Here is an 18,621-nt window from a genome sequence, read left to right on the forward strand (position 1 = left end):
ATTCTTTTTACGCAGTTCATTTTTCTATAAAAACCAAGCAAGGTATTGTAAGAGTAATTAGTTTCAATTGGAATTTGACGATGAAACTCTTACGGACGGCATTGGTTGTTTTACCGGGTAATTTGACGAAAGGCTCTGTCAGTTTGGAATCGAAGTAGGCCTTTCTTACGACACCGGTATTATTAACACTGCAAACTTATTTACTAAGTACGCATTCTTTTTACGTAGTTGGATTTTTAATAGGAAAATAATAAAGATATCAATTCTAAAAGCTTCACAATTCCTAAAATAGGAAGCGCTATAAAAAATCCTACTAATAGACATAAACCTACTGTTGTTAAAAAGCTTTGTTTGTTTTTAGGTATAGAATAATTTCCTTTCGCTCTGTTTTTAAGTTTAAAATCAGGAATATGCTTTGTCTTCTCTAAGCTATCCTGTTCCAATTCTGTCAAAATTTTCCTAACATACTCATTAAGCTGGGTTTTATCTCCTCTGAAGACAATATCTTTTAAAATAGCGTTTCCGGAATTGCTTAATGTTTTTCTGTAAAGCGCAACGGCTTTTTCCATTTCTTTATTTTCGGGTTCAGATAATATCCAGAATTTTCCGGCTTCATCCAGAAAATCTGCATCATAATAAATCTGCCCTAATTTCTTTCTCAAGGAAAGGTCATCCGGAAACTGATTGATTAAGTTTCTTAATCTGTCACAAGCTTTCTTCTTTTTTCCTTCCTTCAGATCCTGTTCTACTTTATCAAACAGATTTTTCATGGTTTTATATTTTTATTTAATGCCAGACATAAATTCTGAAATTCTTTCGGCATTGTCAATATTCATTTTTTTCAAAATATCTGAAATTCTATTTTTAAAATGAATTTGGTGGTACATTACTTTTTCCAATTCCTCATTAAATACTGATTCTTCCACTTCAAATTTTGTTTTCACATTTTCTACATCAGTAATATTCGCTTCTGTATAGTCTGAAAAACTAATGATTCCGTTTTCTCTTTTAAAGAAAACCCACGGATGTCCGATCCATATTTCTGCCCATTCGGAAGATCTGTTCTCTACAACTTTCTCCCAATTTTCTATATTCTCAATATCACCACAACAGCTTGGCTCAATAAGAACCTCATCATCTTTTTTTAATACAATGCCACCATCAAAAGAGAGTACAAATCCAATGTCATCAGGATCATCAAATTCTACTTCTGTAAGTTTTGCGGCTACAATGGTGTGTAAACTTTCATCATCAATGGTTTCAATATTGACCAGGTTGGAACCTTTTTGAATTTCATTACAATTGAGGGTAAGTCTGGAAGCAGCTTCTGTCCATTTCAAAAACCATTCTTCAGGGTTGGTATAATCAGCGATTCGGGGTAATTCAAAGTCTTCTTTGGAATATTTTAAAGGATTAATTTCAATGGTGTTAATAAGCTCTATCATATTATATCTCTTCATTTACTAGCCCCGATTGCAGCGACATCCTTTTTCTGAATTAGCCTAAGACAGGCGAAAAAGATATAGCGGAAAGCGGGAATAAGCTCCTAAAGATACTAATACATATTATATTTTTAAAAGCAGTGCCTTTTACAGCACTACTTTTTCAATCATCTCAATGGCTGATCTCTGATCTTCCAGAGCATTCAATACATCGAAAATCTTGTCTGACCAGCCTGCAATAAGATATACATCATTTCTTTTGACATCAATTGGCTGTCTGCCATAACCCGCCAAATCAAAAATATAAAGTTTAGCATTTGGTGCTATCATCTTATATTTATTCCAAGTATCTTCAAAAGAGTTTCCTCTTCCGCTGCTGTCCCACATTTGAGTATCCGTGAACAACATTACTTTATCTACAATTTCTTTTCTTTTGATAAGATCTTCAATTACCAGATATCCATTGGTAGAATAGCCTACTTCACCTTCACGCTTATAGAAAGCATCCACATTGTTCAGAATACCTTGCTTTGGCATTGGAACACGTAACCATCGGTCACCGAAAATTCCTGTTGTCACATTTTGACACTTTGACTGCAGAATCATAGACATCAGCAAACCGATATCATACAACAGGATTTTACTCTTAGGAGAAACCGATTTCTGCATGGAGCCTGAAACATCCGCCGCAATCACTACCGAAGTATTGAATCCGAAACCTTTGATGTTTTGGCCACTTACCAGAACCGCTTCTTCCAAGGCATTCCAAACAGAGGACAGATAAGGCGAATTGATCTTTTTCAATTCTCTGTACGCTGCCAGGAAACGGAAAGGTAATTGTTTTGAATTGCTCACTGCTCTCTCATCTGACAGATAACTGCACACTTTACTCATGGCCTCAGGAGAAACTCCTGCTTCAAGAATATTTCTCAGGTTTCGCAAAGTGGCCATATAGCCCAATTTATTGCTAAAGATCAGTTCTTCCCACTTCGTTTTGAACGCCTGTTTCTTTTCTGCTTCATCAGTAAACTTTTGTTGTCCCAATACTGAAAGTTCTACTTCCCATGTATAAGGAGTTTCCAGAATATCATATACAATTTTGTTGAAAATCGTCTGCTGGTTTTCATCCTTTGCTTTTGGATGAACCAGAAACAGAGCATCTTTCAAAGTTACGTCTCCTTTTCTGTTGTATTTTGCGAATTGGTATTCATCAAATTTATTGAAGGATTTCACCAGACCTTTCTGGATCTGCTTTGATAACCTGTTCAGTTTTTTGGTTTCTGTTCTTTCATTCGCAAGCTGATAATATGCCAATAGTTCAGTGATTTCATCAGCTCTTTGAATAACACCATCTACTGTTCTGCTCACCAGATCGGTACCGGAAGTTTCCTTGGCTAATTCTGTAGCCAAAACCAAGGGGATGGAACGCAAATGCATATCTTTTCTTGCATATACGGCCAGCTTCGCCACAAATTCGGGATCGTTTTTTTGAATCAGAGATTGTATTCTCTCTAATCTGTCATTTCCTTTTTCATAAGTAAGATCTGACAGTCCTGTTGTAACCACAGCACTGTACAATTCTTCTGCAGGTGTCATCATATATGCTTTTGCACCTTCGTGGTTGATTACCCTTGTTTTCTCTTTTTTTAGAAAGTTAAATTTCATGAGTTACTGTTTTTATTGTTAAACATATGAAGAGTTAGCGCTTCTCTCTGATTTCTGATGCAAAGTAATAACAGTATTGCGCAATGTTTCTGCGTAGATTAAAAAAATTAATTTAAAATTGATTGAGAAAGAGGTTAAAGCTCTCTCTGATTTGGCTGATAACGCAGATTTTTTAAAGTTTTGGCTAAAACCAAATGAATTTGTTTTATTTATTTAAGCAGGCTAAAGCCCTCTCCTATTGATGTTGATATCCGCATGGATATATGCACGGATAGTAGTTGTTTAACGACAAGACCTTTTATCTTTTATCCAATCCTTCTATCATTCATTTTCATGAAAGAAATAGGTATTATCAGGCTTTTATACTGTTGTTTCATAGCTTTGTGTACATTAAAATTAAAACTATGATTAAAGGATTATATGAAACTCATGTTCAGGTAAGTGATTTAGAAAGTGCTATTCAGTTTTACACTGAAGTACTGGGTTTGAGATTGGCCCACAGAGATGAAACAAGGTCTATAGCCTTTATGTGGATTGGGGAAGAAAAGGAGTTTATGCTTGGATTATGGGAGCAGAAAGAAAACCTTCAGACCAGACATTTTGCATTTACGAGTACAAAAGAAGATATTCTGAATTATTCTGTGAAGTTTTTAGAGAACAAGAATTTAAGGCCCTATAATTTTCTGAAGAACGGAAGTGTAGAGCCTATGGTATTTGCATGGATGCCCGCATTGGCTATTTATTTTAATGATCCGGATGGTAATCAGTTAGAGTTCATTTCTATTCTTGAAGGGGATGGAAAACCTGAACTAGGTGTTCTTTCTTATGAAGAATGGATGAATCGTCAATAAAATTCAAAAGGAATTCTGAAATCCTTTAAACACTAGATGCCAGCTCTTTTCTGGCTGAAATTCCGCAAAAAACAATTGCTATATCATTTTACTGTGTCTGAATATGCCTGATTACTCTGGAAATATTATATGAATATAACAGAGCCTGTGAATTTTATCTGTTAGGTTTTAAAAAGAACATGAACCGCAATTATCAGCTTACTTATGAATTCAAAAAACTGGCAGATCAACATTTAACCGATTGGAAGACAGTCGCGGATTATTCTTCTTTCTTGGGAATCAGCACCAAATATCTGGCTGAAGTAATCAGAGTCGAAACAGGAAATATGACCTTACAGATCATCCATAAATACATCCTTAGCCTTATATGCTACATTTTAACTGGCACCTTTGCTTGCCATTATTGTCTTGTTACCAGGAGATAAAAAATAAAAGTTTATTTGATTCTATTGTTATTCCAATGGATTCCGGCAAGCCCAAAGGGCTTGCCGGAATCCATATTTTAATGAACTAAATTCGCCATTCTCTTCACTGCCAGAACATGCTTACAAAGACCTCTTTCGCCTTGGTATTTACTGAACCATTCACAGGTACAGCGTTCTTTATCTTCTTCAAGGATTACCGTATGATGTACTCCAGTACCCTCTACTCTAGCTTCTGTTCTTTCTTTGGTATTGTTTAAAATTTCCACTTTTCCATCTTCAATAAGCTTTTCTGCATTTTTCATGCGAGGATTTAACCCTAAAATACGGCTTAGTTTAAAAGGTAATCTACGGTAGAAAAATTCATTTTCATCAAGATCATACCCTAATAATCCCATCGCTGCAAGTCTTCCTGTCAGATTCTCTGTCTTACTCAAACTAAGGTTTTCTTCCAGTGCCAGAACGGTTGCATTGAATGACTGATTGGCATAAGCATACTTATCCAAGGCATCAATCCACTCATCAGGAACCTCAGTGGTTAAACTATTCAATACAGCTCCTTCTCCGGAGAAACCACGCCAGCTTTCTCTTGATAAGGAAAAACTGAATCTTATATTTCCCATATATAATTGCCAGGTTGTAGATTTCATATTTGGGTGTGGAAAAACCTGCATGGAATCAATATACGGAAGCAGAGGCTCCAGTAAGCGAAGCCTATGAAGCCCACCAATGCAAACTGCATCAGCAGATTTTACAGGAGAAAACATCGGTTTATTTCCTCTCACAATCAGGTAATAATCGGACTTCACCACCCCTTTTGGCATTCCTCTAAACAGCTGCTGGGTCTGAATCTTATTAAAAGTATGTTGTTTTTCTGATTCGGACAGATAGATCTGAACGGTTCCCAGCCCTTTGATCCATTTTGCCGGCAATGGAACTTTTCTTTCCACCACTTTTTTTTCTTCCTTGTATAGCTCAACTTCTTTTTCCCCTACAGAAAGCATAATATTTTCGTTAGGACGAATACTTCCTAAAGCGGTTATCATAGGCTGATTAAAGTCTACATTAGTTGTTCCGTTCTCCAAAAACTCACCATTTAATCCATCCGGAAGAACATCTACACGGGCATATACACCGGCACAGTGAGAAAATCCTTCGAAACGAAGTCTCTCATTTCCTGCAGTTACAATTGGATCTTTCAAAAGTGCCATCTGAAATGGTGACAAACTGAAACTTGATTTCACAATATTGGAAAGTGTAATCAGACAACGGGCTAATATAAAAGGCTGACCTACATTCCCCCAAAAAAAACAGGGAACATCAGTATTTTTCTGTATCTCGCTGTATTGCGCAAGAAACAGTTCTTCAAGTGTATCCTTCTTTACGAAGGAGGATGACCTTGAATAGTTATAAGTAAGCATATCTTCCATAAATTTAATTTTTTAGAAGATGATTGCAGATTTTCTTCAGGCTCGAGTTTTCTTTCCAGTCTTTGAGTTTTTCAATTACTTTTTTATTGGCTTGGGACTGGTTTAAAGCCAATATTTCATGATATACTTCCAGCAGTTTCTTCAGATTGGTAACAGGATTATCCATCTGAAGCAGAATATTGGAAATTAATTCTTCGAGAGCAATATTATGATTTTTACTAACATTCAGCATCTGATGTTGGATAAGATCTGTAAATCTTTTTACAGGGGCCCACTCCAATTTTTCATGGGTGCCAATTACTTTTCCTAATCGGGTATTGTCTATCATCTTATGAGAAACATGTTCCAGCCAGATTTCAGCAGCCGTTCCACGAATGGTTTTGTCACCATCCAGGAAAATAGTTCCCAGGAACAGATATCCCATTTCATCCAAAGGTTTTTTAACCTTGTAAAGGGCCTGAGCTGTATTCAACACCAGATTTCTTTCATAAACTTCTGCAATACCGGAGTAGAAAAGACAGCTCTTAATCACTTTTGCCAAAGCACTGCCCAAGGTATTCGGGAAGCACCACATCATGCCAATGGTTTCTGAAAGCTCTCTTGGTTCAGCAATAAAATATTCCAGAAGCAACGGATCTTTTCTTTTTTCAAAATGATATTTTGGAATCACAATATTCAGCTCAGCCGGATAATATGAATTTTTCTTACTATCAATAGTTTTCCACTGATAAATTCCTGAAAAGAATTCTGCCGGAACCGCATCATATCCAAAACCACTGAACTCTTTGAACGCCTTTTCCGGAGAGCGTGTAATTCCGGCTGTCATCCACCATGCAGGATGCTCAAAATTTCCTTTTGGCTCTGTATTTTTACCAAAGAAGAAAAGCAGAAGATCTTTGTACTCTCCTTTTAATTTTTTTTCAGCCAGCTGTAATGCTTCGGATGTGTTATCCAGAGCACATCGCTGAAGGGCCAGCTGCATATCAAGATGATGAGGTTCTATATTTTTATTCTGATAAACTTCCAGTCTTTCCACTAATGTAACAGGAGATATCCAACAAGGAGCATGGGTAATGGCAAACAGTAAAGGAACACTGTCTCCTGCTTTTATTTTTTCATCAGTAAATATGGCAAGTTCTTTAAAAGCTTTCATAACAGGGCTGCCTGCTCCCACTTTCGCTATTGGCCCCAGCTTTTTATGATAGTTTGAATAGGCTTCCCTTGTGGTCTCTTCATTAGAGGTTTTCTCATATATTTTGTTCAGGTTTTTAAGCTGAACCGGATATTTTTCCAATAAATTCAATCCGTAATTAATGATGAGATTACACAACAGGACATTCAGATACGGAACTTCCCATTTTGCAATGGTTTTACAGGCTTTCAGGAATACCGGTTCTATCAGCTTTACAGATTCCTCATCTACGTCATTGGCAAAACGGGCAAATCCGGACAAAGCAGTATCACAGTGATGGCTGTACGGATCTTCTATAGCCAAAGGAAGGAAGAACATTAAATCTTCAAAACTTTCAATTACTTTAACTTTATTTTCTTCAGTAGTCAGGATTATTTTTTCTGAAACTACAGCTTCCAATTCCTGTGGTTCTTCTTCTATATAAGTTTCTAAAAGGGAGCGTACATTCGTTAATATATTATCTGAATAGTGGGAAATAGACTCCTTTATTGTTTCAGATGGCGGAATATATTTCAGGATAATTTTGGCTGCCTTTGACTGTATCCCATCATCTTTGCTTACAAATGCAGATGTTAAAGCCAACCCCAAGATCTCAGGATTAACTTTTCTATGCTGGAATATTTTTTCCGTTAAAGTAAGACTACTCATCACCACGGTTTTCACTTCCATACTTAGCAGATTGGGAAGGTAGTGGGCAAATTCTTCATGTTTAAAGGCAGAACTTCCTACCATTTTTTTCAAATGTATAAGAATGGTATTGACTGCTTTTGACTGTACAGATGTTAACCCAGCCATTAATTCATCCTGAAGTTCGATCAACTCATCTTCTGTTGGTTTTAAAGCGGTAAAAGCATCCATAAACCATCCTGTCACGTTCTTATTGAAATTTCTGTTGGAAGCCAGAAGGCATTCTTTTAAAAATCTTATTCTTTCAATTTTCTGCTCAGTGACAAGCTTTTGTACTAATGGAAACCATTCTTTCTGGAAGGGTAATGATTTCGATGGATATTCGCACAGGTACCAAAAATGGGTGCTGAGTGTTTCAGGGTGCTGGTCCAGATCAGCAGGATAATTACTTAAGTGATGACCAAGTAATTCAGGTTTTGGCTGGATGTAGCCTTTTTCTGTCCATCCTAAAATATGCTGATAGTTAAACGCTGTAAACTCTGCATCAATAGAATCATTGATAAAATCGGAGAACCAATCCGGGCACCCCCATTCCAATATCTGCTCTGTCTGTTCTATATTGCGGAAAAGACTCCAGTAGTTTTTACCAAAGTTCTTTTGATCCATACAAACAAATGATGCAATATCAATAATGGCATGCTGATTTACAGAACCAGCTGTATGGTAAGAATTTTTGGTCATGATGATCTTGTTGATCTCACGATCCATTTTTTTTATTGTAGGTACTAATGTCTGCTTTTCTTCTGCACTAAGCTGCTTCAAAAAAGGGACAATCTCATGGAGTCTCTCCTCATTAAGAATCTCATAAAGTCTTTCTTTCATGTGTTTTAATTTGATGTATAATTTTTTTCAGGTTATTTTCGTTTTCCCATTCTTTAAGAACTTCAGCAATTTTCTCATTTACTTTGGTTCTGTTTTGATTCAGCAGTTCATAATAAAGCTCTAATAGCTTTTTAAGATTAAAAACCGGTTTTTCTACTGTTGAAAGAATGGATATCAACAGTTTTTCAAAGGCCTGGTTATGACTGGTAGTCAGATTAATAAATCCGGATAGCCCATCTGTAAACCTTTTCACAGGAGCCCATTCGAAATTGATCTTTTTACCAATTATAATTCCCAGTTCATGAATATTAAAATCTTCTGAAACAACCTTATTAATAAAGGCTTCAAAAGCTATACCAGAGAATGTTTTATCTTTATGAAACAATCCTGCAGACATTACTAAATAATGCACAGACTGAAACGGCAGATTCAATTTCATCCAGGCATCAAGGAATTCTATATTTCCTTTTATATCATATTGGTAGGCAGAACAGGACAAATCACCATTGTATTTTCTCGCGGCTAAAGATCCTGAAAAGTAAGGAGCTGTATATAAAGTCCGAATCAGATCATCCTGGTAGATCGTATGATGAGAATTAAAAAGATGGTCCAAAAATGAAGCATTTTCTGGCAATTCTTTGTTATTTTCAATAGATATTAATGACTGGGGAACTTCTTCTGTGCTATTCCATTTATAGATTTTCTTATACCCTAATTTCCAGTCGAAACTGCCGTCAAGGAATTCTTTTTCGTAATAATTTTTAAAATAGTTCTGTTCAAAAACTGGCTTTAGAAAATCGTAATATTCTTCATTAAGCTGTTCTTTTGCATATTGCTCTCCTTTTTTCAGGTTTTCTTTTTCTACCCGGAGCACGGCAATCTCAAGATCAAAAGGAATAGGTTTCCTGCCTTGCTGCTGATAGATTTTTAATTTATCTACAAGAGTATTAATGGTAATCCAGCAAGGTGTATATTCCGGAACAGAAAGTAGTGGAAGCTGTTTATTTTCTTTTAAAAATTCAAATATTCCTAACAAAAGCTGATGATAAGCTTTGAAAATAAGAGGGGTTCTTTTTTCACTCCAGTTTTCGAGTGTTGGAAACCCTAAATAAGCCTCCGATAATACTTTTGATTTATTTTTTTGCTTCAGCAAGCCATAATTAATAACAAAGGTCGCCATCAAATGTTGAAACCCTACGGTATCTTTCCTTTTAAATGCTGTATTAAAAGCAGGTTCAAGCTGATTAAAATGTTCTTCCTCAAATTCATCATTGAATCTAATGAGAGCATCCAGAAACAAATCAATGTGATAGGTTTCATTGTTATTGAAGATCTGAGAAGCCAGGAAAATAAAATCATCTATGGACTCTACAGGAGTAATATGCTGTGATACATGCCATGAAGCAGCTTCATAATTCTGTTCTTGTTTATTTTTAATGTCTTCGTTTTCTGTAATGAATTTTTCCAGCAAAGTCTGAGCATCAGAAAGAAATGAGGCTGTATAAAATATAAGTTCCCTTCTTATCTTTTCTGATTGTGGATCTCCATATTTAACAATAATTTTTGCTCCTTTAGTTTGAAGCGTTTTATCTTTATTCAAAAAGACAGGCATCAGAAACAAACATACCGCTTCATGGTATTTCTTATTGTCTTTTGCTATTTTTTCCAGTGCCTGAAGCAATGCATTAACAATATTCTTTGTTGGAAGAGTCATTAAAGATGCAGTAGCCTGTAAAAAGTCTTCTGTTTTAATTTTTTTTTCTGCAATGACCGGATTGATAATCTTTAATACACCAGGAAACAGCGAATGTTGTGTGGAATAAAAGATCATAAACAGTTCATCCTGTAATTCCAGAATTTCTTTATGGGTAGGCTCCATATAAGCAAAAAACTCAAGGAACCATGTATTATGCTCTTTTGAAAAATTAAAGTTAATCGCCGCAAGACTTGCTTTAAGTACTCTCGAACGATCTATTTTCTTTTCCTGAACAAGGTTTTTCAATACATCTTTCCAGCTTCTGTCACTATAAACAGATGTTATGCTGCATTCATGGTCAAACAAAAACCAGATATGAGATTGTAACGTTGCCGGATAGGCAAACAGTATTTCTTCTGTTCTTGATGATGAAGAAAGCAATGATGCCCAAATTTCATCGTGAAGGGTAAGATAACCTTTTTGCTCCCATTCCAATACTTTCAGATAATCGAATCCATTAAGAAATAAGTAGCTTTCTCCAATCCAATCAGGAACGTGGCTCTCAAAAAGCTCATCAACAAGTTCTACCGGAATAGAATAAAATCCCGGTCTCATCTTTTCATATTCATCCTTCGTTTTACTACATGCCAAAGCAGCCAACACCGATATTGTATTGTGCCCCCATTCTTTATTGATATGTTTCTTTAAAATGGCAGCAACTTCTTTTTTATCTTTGGGTGTAAGCTTCTTCAGGAAAGGAATGATTTCCTTGATTTTATAGTTTAAATATATAGTTTTAAACTCTTCGTCAATAAACATAAATTCACTCTTGGCGGCTAAAATATAAAAAAATGACTGACAGGCAGTAAATTATCCCCAAAAAGTGAATTTTTTAACAAAACTTTAAGTTAATAAAACCATTATACAGCTATTTATAAACAGGATTTAATTCTATCTGTTAAAAAATATATGAATCAAAACATCAAAATGCATCCGGACTAACCCACTATTATTTACCATCTTGATTATGGAAAAGACATTCCTTATTACCCTATACCAATTACTGTTTAAAAGTTCTTTCTACTTCAGTTAAACCCATTTTTGTAAGATGCCTGTATACCGTTGCAAGGGTGAAATTTCTTTTTTCAGCAATTTCAAAAGGCGGCATTCCTGCATCAAATAACTCAAAAGTGATTATATGGGTTGGTTTTTTAACAACTGTTATGGAAGTATCCATTTCAATTTCTTTGTTAAATAAAGGAATATCTAATAGACAACAGGCTTTTAGTCTTTCAATATATTCCTCCAGATCATGTAAAAATTTCTTTGTTTCTTCATTGAGGGCTTTTAAGCCTTTGATTCCTATCGTTTCTGTGTAAAGGTTTTTCAAAGGCAATAAAACTTTTTCAGCAACATTTTTATAGAAAAAGTTGACAGCACCACGACATTTTTCTTCCAACTCACTCCATAGAATTTCTCCGGCTATATAATCAGCTAATTTCAAATGGATGACTTTTTTAAATTTTTCGGACACTTTAAAGAGATGTTCACTTTCCCTTTCAACATCATCAGATAAAATATTTGCTTTCTCCCGATCTGGTATCCCCGCAGTAAAAGCTATCTCTTTCCAGTTCATTACAGCTTCTTTTAACCAGCCTGCATCTACTGTCATCTGAACTTTATGCAATGTATAATCATATTTTTCATGTTCAATGATTTGGAGTAAACCGTCATTCACATTGGTAGAATTTTGAAATTCTTCAATCCTATGGTCTTTGAATATGGCATTCTGTGAAATTTCAGATTTCAAAACGATCCCATTCAGGGTTCGGCAACGACTTAATGCGACATATACCTGCCCGCTGGCAAAAGACCTTCCGGCATCAATGATAACACGGTCAAATGTTAGTCCTTGACTTTTGTGAATGGTAGCTGCCCAGGCCAACCGAACAGGATATTGTTCAAAACTTCCCAGCACTTCTGTTTTAATGTTTTTATCAGCATCCAGCGTATATCTTTTTTGTTCCCAGACTTCAGTAGTCAGAGTTATTTCTTTTTTACTTTCATCCAACACAGCTTTTATGGTGTCTTCATCGAGGTAGGAAATTTCGGCTAACTTCCCGTTATAAAAGTTTTTCTCAGGAGAGGAATCATTTCTGATGAACATAATCTGAGCGCCTACTTTCAGTTCCAAAGTTTCATCAATCGGATATTGGGTTTCTTTAAATTCACCAATCACTGAGGCTTTGTAAAACAATGATTCTGTCTCCTGTTCTGCCAGTTTTTTCTGGTTAATATGATCTGCAATACGATTATGAGAACACAAATGAATATAGGTTTCATGCTCAGGCTCAAAATCAGGATTGTATCTGGAATTCAGTTTTTCAAAATCCAATTCGTGGAAATCTGCATGCCGGACAGCATCCAATATTTCCAGAAATTCTTCATCCTGCTGGCGGTAGACTGTCGTGAGTTCTACTGTAATTAAACGTATATTCTGCAAAGCTTTGGCTGAAAAGAAAAACGGAGTTTCGTAGTATTTTGATAAAATCCGTTCAGAATCATCTCTTACTACGGGTGGCAATTGATATAAGTCTCCAATTAACAACAGCTGTGCTCCTCCGAATGGCAACTGATTTCGCCTTACCCTTCTTAACGAATGATCCATGATATCTAATAAATCAGCTCTCAGCATAGATACTTCATCAATGATAATGAGCTCAATCTCCCGAAAAAGATCCAGTTTTTCTTTTCTGTATTTAAAGTGTGGAAACAATTCATTGATATTCATCGCTAAATTAGGATCAACAGACTCTGTAGTAGGTACAAATGTTCGGGATGGAATGGCAAACAAAGAATGTATGGTTACCCCACCGGCATTAATGGCTGCAATCCCAGTGGGAGCAACGATGATATGTTTTTTGCGTGTTTTCTTTACAAAATCATTCAGGAAAGTTGTTTTTCCTGTTCCTGCCTTTCCAGTTAAGAATACGCTTCTGTTGGTATGTTCCAGTAATTCGACAAGCTCCTCCAAGGGATACAATTTTTATCAAAGGTAAATTATAAAATAAAAATACAATAAAAAAGAGACTGAACCTCAAGGAACAGTCTCTTGCTATCAATTATAATATTCGCATTTTAATTATTCTGCAGACACCAATACAAGATTTTGGCAATATTCCTTGCATCATCTACTCCTCTGTGATGGGTACCGTCAAGTTTAAACCCAAGTTCATTCAATGCTCTCTGCATCCCTACACTTTTTCTTACGGTAGGATGAATCTGTCCAAATAATGTTTTGACATTGATGTGGTCGTCACTTAACGGATAATCCACATAAAATCTTCTGGCCTGGTCCTGAAGCATATTCAGGTCATAATTTCCATAACTTGCCCAGGTTAATTCTTCTGAATCGTATTCTGCTCTCAGAATATCAAAGGCATCATCCAGCATAATTCCCTCATTATCAAGCATATTTTGGGTAATGGTAGTAAGTTCCGTACAAAACGGGCTTACTTTTGAGTATTGAGGTTTTATTAAAATCCCTTCATTTTTTGAGATCTTACCGGTTTTTGCATTCATAATACAAACTCCGATTTCTATGATTTCACTTTCCTGACCTCTTGGCGGGCGGTTTTCCCAACATGTGGCTTCAAGGTCTATAATGAGTATATTTTCTGTTGTTTTCACTGTTTTTTTATTTAAGGTTAAAAGATGGAAGTTATTTATTGTCATTTATTTTCCACTTCCATCCAGATTATTATGCCAAAATCTTATTCAGAATTTTGGCTGTATTATAAGCATCGTCTGCTCCGCTATGATGATTACCTTCGAAATCCATTTTCAGATAATCCAGTGCTCTTTTTAAGCCTATGGATTCATGCAATCTGAAATGTCTTTTGAATTCATACATTACATTTAGATACTGTCCCGAAAAAGGATTTCCTATTCCGAGCCAATCGCTTTGTTCGATGACTTGCTCTCCATCAAAGTTTCCGTAGCCGGCCCAGGTGAGCAATTTAGGATTGTATTCATCTCTGATCTTTTCACAGGCCTCTTCAAAATAAATTCCTTTTTCTTCTATCAGTTGCGGTGTAATTCCCGTTAGCTTTGTACAAAAGCTATTGATTTCTGATCTTTCGGGAATAACATAAATACTTTGTTTTTGGGAAATAGTCTTGGATATAAGATCCAGCTTACAAATCCCTATTTCGATGATATCGACTTTTTGTCCGATTGGAATCCTGTCGTTTTCCCAACAGGTAGCTTCCAAATCGACAATTATGATTTGATTAGTTGTTTTCATGGTTGTAATAAAACGTATTCATGAGAGTAAGTAAAAATTACTCCCGAGGCCCAAATAGTGGTGTCCATTTTTTCTTTTTCATTATGTCCTTCACTTCTTCGTAGGAAATCGGGTAAAAATTGTGGCAATCTACTCCTACATCAAAGCTTAATGCCATTTCATCATCCGGCAACGTTCCATGTGAGTGTCCGTATAACTGCCAGACTCCGCGGTGTGAGCCATTCCATGTACGCATGGCGTAATGGAAGAGAATGATTTTCTGCTTTCCGCTATTATTATCAGGCTCATCAATTTTCAGTTCGTGATAATCCCTGATAGAAGCAAACCGTTTAGGATATGTTAGAGCTGCGCCTTCGTGATTGCCTTTAATCAAATGGATATTTCCATTCAGCTGATCTAAGATTTCTTTTGTAAAATCCGGTTTTCCAAGGCTTAAATCTCCTAAATGGTAGACTGTATCTCCGGGATTGATTTTCTCATTCCACCTTTTAATCAATTCTTCATTCATATGCTCCAGTGACTCAAAAGGTCTTTCGGAAAATTTTATAATATTTTCGTGACCAAAATGATGGTCTGCTGTAAAAAATATATCGGGTTTCATTTTTATTAATTTTTGTTGTTTCTAGAACCACCCCGTCAAATCACAGATTTGACACCCCTCCAGAAGAGGGGAATATCACGTCTTCAACTTAAATTTTTGTGAAGGGTGGAATCTTGATTTTTTAATTTCTAAATGCTTTATAAAAAGCAGTTTCAATTTCCTGTTGATCGTTTTCAGTATATCTTCTTGAAAAGTGGATCGGAATGGCTTCTTTCACCTTGCAATCCTTCATGATTTTTCCTGACGCAGAAGCAAAACTGTGATAATTGATCTTTGCAAATTCCTGATCTGTATCTTTATAAAAGGTTTCAATATAAACCATATCAGCTTGGTTGAAAACAGCTTTTATTTTCTTATAATTGTCTTCATCCACTGCATGATCCATGATAACACCTAATTTATAACCTTCATTTCTGGTTAATAAATGAAATAGATCTGAGGATTTATATAAAGTTCCTTCTATTTCAATTTCCTGGTCAGAAATATTATTTTCAAAGGCTTTTTTCAATTCGCTGATCCATTTTCCTTTTTTAAAGTCAGAAGTATTTTCATGAAAAGTCACTGAATCTTTTTCTTTGAACAGATAAGCAATAGAATCTGTTTTATGATCCAGAATAGCAAAATCAACATGTACATATTCATCTTCAAAAAGGAAATTCTGAGTCTTCACAAATTCCTGCGTCCAGTAAGGAGGACGAAGGGTATAGACATTAATTTCTTCTTTGGAAACAATCTCATGAACTTCATATTCAATAGCATTTTCAGCTATTAAATTCCAGGTGTAGGATTTTAATCTGGCTTCAATTTGTTGATGAATATTTTTCGGTCCACAGATGACTACTTTTTCTCCGCTTCCAATCTGATGTCTGAAAATGCCATCAAAGTTCGTAAAGTGATCGATATGGGTATGACTGATGAATATTACTGATAGGGTCTGTACCTCCTTTACCGTCAACAAACTGGCTTCCCCACAATCACATAAATAATGCTTTCCTGAATTGGGAACTTTTATTAATATACTGATGTCTTCTTTTAAAAGACTTTTTATTTCTGCTTGTAACATTGTTTTTCTTTTTAAACCACCCCGTCAAAAATTCTTTGAATTTTCGCCACCCCTCCAGAGGAGGGGAATTTTCACATCTCCAATTGAGATTTTTGTAAAAATTGAATATTTGAGATTCTTCATTCTATTCCCAGACTCTCAGTCTATATTTAGAATGATAAATTTGAAATATCCTTTTGAAGGTTGTGGTTGGGTTATACATAAAAAAGTTCCGGTAAAAATTTACCGAAACTATACTTTAAGAGTCATCAACTCTTCTTTTACACAATCAATGACTAAAGAATTCAACTTTTTATTGATCCTTTTCTGTTCATCTTTTTCTATTGTTATGAAAACCGATGGAAAATCTTTTTCAAAATCTTCTAAAATGTCCTGTGCAAAAAGGCCTATGACTTTACCCATCATTTTGGGCTCAAATTCGCCAATTTTGCTCATTACATTATTCAGTCTGTTGGCCGTTACATATTTTTGAATTTCCTCCCAGATCTTTTGAGCAGTTTCGCTAAAATGAACTGTTTTTTGAATCGTTTTTTCCTGTTTTCTAACCATTTTAGACTTCTCGATCCATTTTTCATTCTTATTTTTTAGAATGACTCTGGCTCCGTTTCCAAAATATCTGGTTTTTAGAGTCTTGATAATAGTTCCTTCACACATATTGTTCATTTCCGGTAGTCCTAACCAGATTGGGATTTTAGAATTGAAAACATTAGGGAATCTCAAAGCTTCTTCTAAAGTTCCTTGAAATAACGTTTTTGCATAGAAAAATCCTGTCTCCTCAAAAATTGAGTTGATAATATCTGTATCCAAATAAGTAACCCCATTCAACTTAATGTCGAATGCATAAAAATCGTTGAAAGGTGCATATTCAATTCCTGCCTGCACTTTTATTGCATTTTTCATGGGTTCTACTTCTTTATGTTTGTAACCGCCACCGAACAATTCACCGTAGATCACTACTGTTTCAACATTCGGGTATATTGTTTTCACTTTTTGAAACAAATTAATTACATTTTTTCTGTATTGTTCCAAAATTTGATGTGCATTGTAAAATTTCTCCTCTTTCTCAATGAAAGCTGTTCTTTTGGCGATCTTAATTTCCTTTCCGTCGGTAAAGAAAGAGAAATTAGCTCCGTGAACTTTTTCCTGCACGATGAAAACCTCATCCCCAAAGCCCTGCATCCTGATCTGATCGATCATGCGGGTTTGGTAAGCATTTTCTATAGAGTTATATGTTTTGAAAATCATTTTTTTAAGTTTTTAAAGTTTTTTAAAAGTCTTTCTATATTCTCCTTTCCTACAGGATTCATGGAGTGGCTATAGAATTTCGGTAAGTCTAAATAATGATCCATACAGTATTCTATCAGCCATTTTGCACAATCATAACCTGTTTTTTCCACAAATTCACCGGTATCTGTTTTCAAATAATGTTCATCTGCAAGGTCATGATCAAAAGAAATCATTTCCGGAAGTCCTTTTTCCAGTATCCTGTTGACAAACTGATCGTAATTCCGAACAATATGCCAATCTCTTCTGAGAAAAATATCCTGTTTGGTATAATGATATGCCTCAATAGGATATCTTATATCATCCAGAAATAATAGTCTTTTGGTCATTTCCATGGTTTTATTTTTCACCTAATCCTCATGAATCCAATCTACAACGGTTTTCAAAAAATGTAATCTCACTTCTTCGAACCTTGTAATATTAGGAATATGATTAATTTCCAATAAATGTTTATGACCGTTTTTCTGAACGATATAGTCATTCGCAATCACATCCATTCCTATTTTATCTTTTAACATCAAGGTATCCTGTAGAAGGTCTGTATCAATTTCCATGAATTGGGCATCGTCAGGATGTATGGATTTTAGCCATGTTTCTCCTTCAAGCTTAATCTGCCAGGATTTTTCACCAATGTTTAAAATTCTTACAGCATCTCCTTCAAAATAAGGCTCCAGTACACTGTTTTCTGTACTTTCCCAGCTTCCTGTGAATTTATGTTTGTTTTCTCCACAGTGCCAATTTCCCCATTTTGCTACCAATTCGGTATCTGTATTTATATAAGCTCCTGCAGAGATAAAACCTCTTTGCGAATTAAATCTTGAATACTTCATTGCTTTAGCAAGACAAGGAATTTTCAATCTGCATTCTAACATTCCGTATGCATTTGGAAAGCATGGACCGTTCCAGATTGTCAACCCAGCGATAAGATCAAGATCATCTTCAAAAATTCCATGATAAACAACCTTATCCACCGGAAGCATTCCTACTCCCTGAGCTTTTTCAACATATAATGTTCCATCTACTACTTTAATCATCGGAATAGATTGATGCCAGATCATAAGACCATCATAATGTTGTCGTATATATTGATATTCCTGTTCATGTAAGCCGATAACAGCTATTCTATTGTAAGTCATTTTTTTAGTTTTTTGTTGTATTAT

At 35.4% G+C, this 18,621-nt stretch carries 16 protein-coding genes; 2 read left to right on the top strand and 14 right to left on the bottom strand.

Features of this window, described 5'->3' with window-relative positions; all coding sequences use genetic code 11:
* Positions 1-236: 236 nt before the first annotated feature.
* From J2772_RS20125 to J2772_RS20135, 3 genes are all read right to left on the bottom strand, one after another.
* Positions 237-770 (bottom strand): DUF6584 family protein, encoded by a 534-nt coding sequence (locus J2772_RS20125; protein WP_209919875.1) that lies wholly within the window; start codon positions 768-770, stop codon positions 237-239.
* Positions 771-782: 12 nt separating this feature from the next.
* Complete coding sequence (locus J2772_RS20130) at positions 783-1,445, bottom strand: hypothetical protein (protein ID WP_209919877.1); 663 nt, start codon at positions 1,443-1,445, stop codon at positions 783-785.
* A 144-nt stretch (positions 1,446-1,589) separates the two neighbouring features.
* Entirely contained in the window at positions 1,590-3,107 is a 1,518-nt protein-coding gene (locus J2772_RS20135; RefSeq protein ID WP_209919879.1) for a TROVE domain-containing protein, read from the bottom strand.
* A 404-nt stretch (positions 3,108-3,511) separates the two neighbouring features.
* Between J2772_RS20135 and J2772_RS20140 the strand changes: the two genes are divergently transcribed.
* Together J2772_RS20140 and J2772_RS20145 are read left to right on the top strand one after the other, a co-directional pair.
* Positions 3,512-3,958 carry a VOC family protein gene (locus J2772_RS20140; protein WP_209919881.1) on the top strand — a complete coding sequence of 149 codons (447 nt, stop codon included), beginning with the start codon at positions 3,512-3,514 and terminating at the stop codon, positions 3,956-3,958.
* Between the two features lie 179 nt (positions 3,959-4,137).
* A complete protein-coding gene (locus tag J2772_RS20145; protein ID WP_209919883.1) occupies positions 4,138-4,383 on the top strand; it encodes a hypothetical protein in 246 nt (81 codons plus the stop codon).
* Positions 4,384-4,460: 77 nt separating this feature from the next.
* Here J2772_RS20145 and J2772_RS20150 read toward each other — a convergent pair whose 3' ends face one another.
* The 11 genes from J2772_RS20150 to J2772_RS20200 all read right to left on the bottom strand — a co-directional run bounded on the left by J2772_RS20150 (position 4,461) and on the right by J2772_RS20200 (position 18,597).
* Positions 4,461-5,810, bottom strand: coding sequence for an SWIM zinc finger family protein (locus J2772_RS20150; RefSeq protein WP_209919885.1), 1,350 nt, complete (start codon positions 5,808-5,810; stop codon positions 4,461-4,463).
* 4 nt (positions 5,811-5,814) lie between these two features.
* Positions 5,815-8,511: a DUF6493 family protein gene (locus J2772_RS20155; protein ID WP_209919887.1), complete on the bottom strand. Its 2,697-nt coding sequence runs from the start codon at positions 8,509-8,511 to the stop codon at positions 5,815-5,817.
* A complete protein-coding gene (locus J2772_RS20160; RefSeq protein WP_209919889.1) occupies positions 8,492-11,026 on the bottom strand; it encodes a DUF6493 family protein in 2,535 nt (844 codons plus the stop codon). Before J2772_RS20160 ends, J2772_RS20155 begins: the two co-directional genes overlap by 20 nt.
* Positions 11,027-11,267: 241 nt before the next feature.
* Positions 11,268-13,241, bottom strand: a complete 1,974-nt coding sequence (locus J2772_RS20165) for an AAA family ATPase (RefSeq protein ID WP_245365280.1) — start codon at positions 13,239-13,241, stop codon at positions 11,268-11,270.
* A 104-nt stretch (positions 13,242-13,345) separates the two neighbouring features.
* Positions 13,346-13,897 (bottom strand): exonuclease domain-containing protein, encoded by a 552-nt coding sequence (locus J2772_RS20170; protein ID WP_209919893.1) that lies wholly within the window; start codon positions 13,895-13,897, stop codon positions 13,346-13,348.
* 70 nt (positions 13,898-13,967) lie between these two features.
* Complete coding sequence (locus J2772_RS20175) at positions 13,968-14,513, bottom strand: 3'-5' exonuclease (RefSeq protein ID WP_209919896.1); 546 nt, start codon at positions 14,511-14,513, stop codon at positions 13,968-13,970.
* Between the two features lie 37 nt (positions 14,514-14,550).
* Complete coding sequence (locus J2772_RS20180) at positions 14,551-15,114, bottom strand: metallophosphoesterase family protein (protein ID WP_209919897.1); 564 nt, start codon at positions 15,112-15,114, stop codon at positions 14,551-14,553.
* Positions 15,115-15,235: 121 nt separating this feature from the next.
* Positions 15,236-16,177: a peptidase gene (locus tag J2772_RS20185; RefSeq protein ID WP_209919899.1), complete on the bottom strand. Its 942-nt coding sequence runs from the start codon at positions 16,175-16,177 to the stop codon at positions 15,236-15,238.
* A 231-nt stretch (positions 16,178-16,408) separates the two neighbouring features.
* The gene (locus J2772_RS20190; RefSeq protein WP_209919901.1) at positions 16,409-17,422 is read right to left on the bottom strand and encodes an RNA ligase, Rnl2 family; all 1,014 of its coding nucleotides are present in this window, start codon (positions 17,420-17,422) and stop codon (positions 16,409-16,411) included.
* Positions 17,419-17,796: a cyclic-phosphate processing receiver domain-containing protein gene (locus J2772_RS20195; protein ID WP_209919903.1), complete on the bottom strand. Its 378-nt coding sequence runs from the start codon at positions 17,794-17,796 to the stop codon at positions 17,419-17,421. The genes J2772_RS20190 and J2772_RS20195 overlap by 4 nt, the downstream gene beginning before the upstream one ends.
* A gap of 15 nt (positions 17,797-17,811) precedes the next feature.
* Entirely contained in the window at positions 17,812-18,597 is a 786-nt protein-coding gene (locus J2772_RS20200; RefSeq protein ID WP_209919905.1) for a hypothetical protein, read from the bottom strand.
* Positions 18,598-18,621 lie beyond the last annotated feature (24 nt).

It is taken from the genome of Chryseobacterium jejuense (genome assembly GCF_017877355.1).
In the GTDB taxonomy this organism is placed as follows: Bacteria; Bacteroidota; Bacteroidia; order Flavobacteriales; family Weeksellaceae; genus Chryseobacterium; species Chryseobacterium jejuense_A.

Bases quoted from the DNA above. Each gene is read 5' to 3' on its own strand.
- J2772_RS20190 (WP_209919901.1), bottom strand. From the start codon at position 17,422: ATGATTTTCAAAACATATAACTCTATAGAAAATGCTTACCAAACCCGC.
- J2772_RS20195 (WP_209919903.1), bottom strand. From the start codon at position 17,796: ATGGAAATGACCAAAAGACTATTATTTCTGGATGATATAAGATATCCT.
- J2772_RS20155 (WP_209919887.1), bottom strand. From the start codon at position 8,511: ATGAAAGAAAGACTTTATGAGATTCTTAATGAGGAGAGACTCCATGAG.
- J2772_RS20140 (WP_209919881.1), top strand. From the start codon at position 3,512: ATGATTAAAGGATTATATGAAACTCATGTTCAGGTAAGTGATTTAGAA.
- J2772_RS20145 (WP_209919883.1), top strand. From the start codon at position 4,138: ATGAACCGCAATTATCAGCTTACTTATGAATTCAAAAAACTGGCAGAT.
- J2772_RS20185 (WP_209919899.1), bottom strand. From the start codon at position 16,177: ATGTTACAAGCAGAAATAAAAAGTCTTTTAAAAGAAGACATCAGTATA.
- J2772_RS20150 (WP_209919885.1), bottom strand. From the start codon at position 5,810: ATGGAAGATATGCTTACTTATAACTATTCAAGGTCATCCTCCTTCGTA.
- J2772_RS20180 (WP_209919897.1), bottom strand. From the start codon at position 15,114: ATGAAACCCGATATATTTTTTACAGCAGACCATCATTTTGGTCACGAA.
- J2772_RS20130 (WP_209919877.1), bottom strand. From the start codon at position 1,445: ATGATAGAGCTTATTAACACCATTGAAATTAATCCTTTAAAATATTCC.
- J2772_RS20200 (WP_209919905.1), bottom strand. From the start codon at position 18,597: ATGACTTACAATAGAATAGCTGTTATCGGCTTACATGAACAGGAATAT.
- J2772_RS20175 (WP_209919896.1), bottom strand. From the start codon at position 14,513: ATGAAAACAACTAATCAAATCATAATTGTCGATTTGGAAGCTACCTGT.
- J2772_RS20135 (WP_209919879.1), bottom strand. From the start codon at position 3,107: ATGAAATTTAACTTTCTAAAAAAAGAGAAAACAAGGGTAATCAACCAC.
- J2772_RS20125 (WP_209919875.1), bottom strand. From the start codon at position 770: ATGAAAAATCTGTTTGATAAAGTAGAACAGGATCTGAAGGAAGGAAAA.
- J2772_RS20160 (WP_209919889.1), bottom strand. From the start codon at position 11,026: ATGTTTATTGACGAAGAGTTTAAAACTATATATTTAAACTATAAAATC.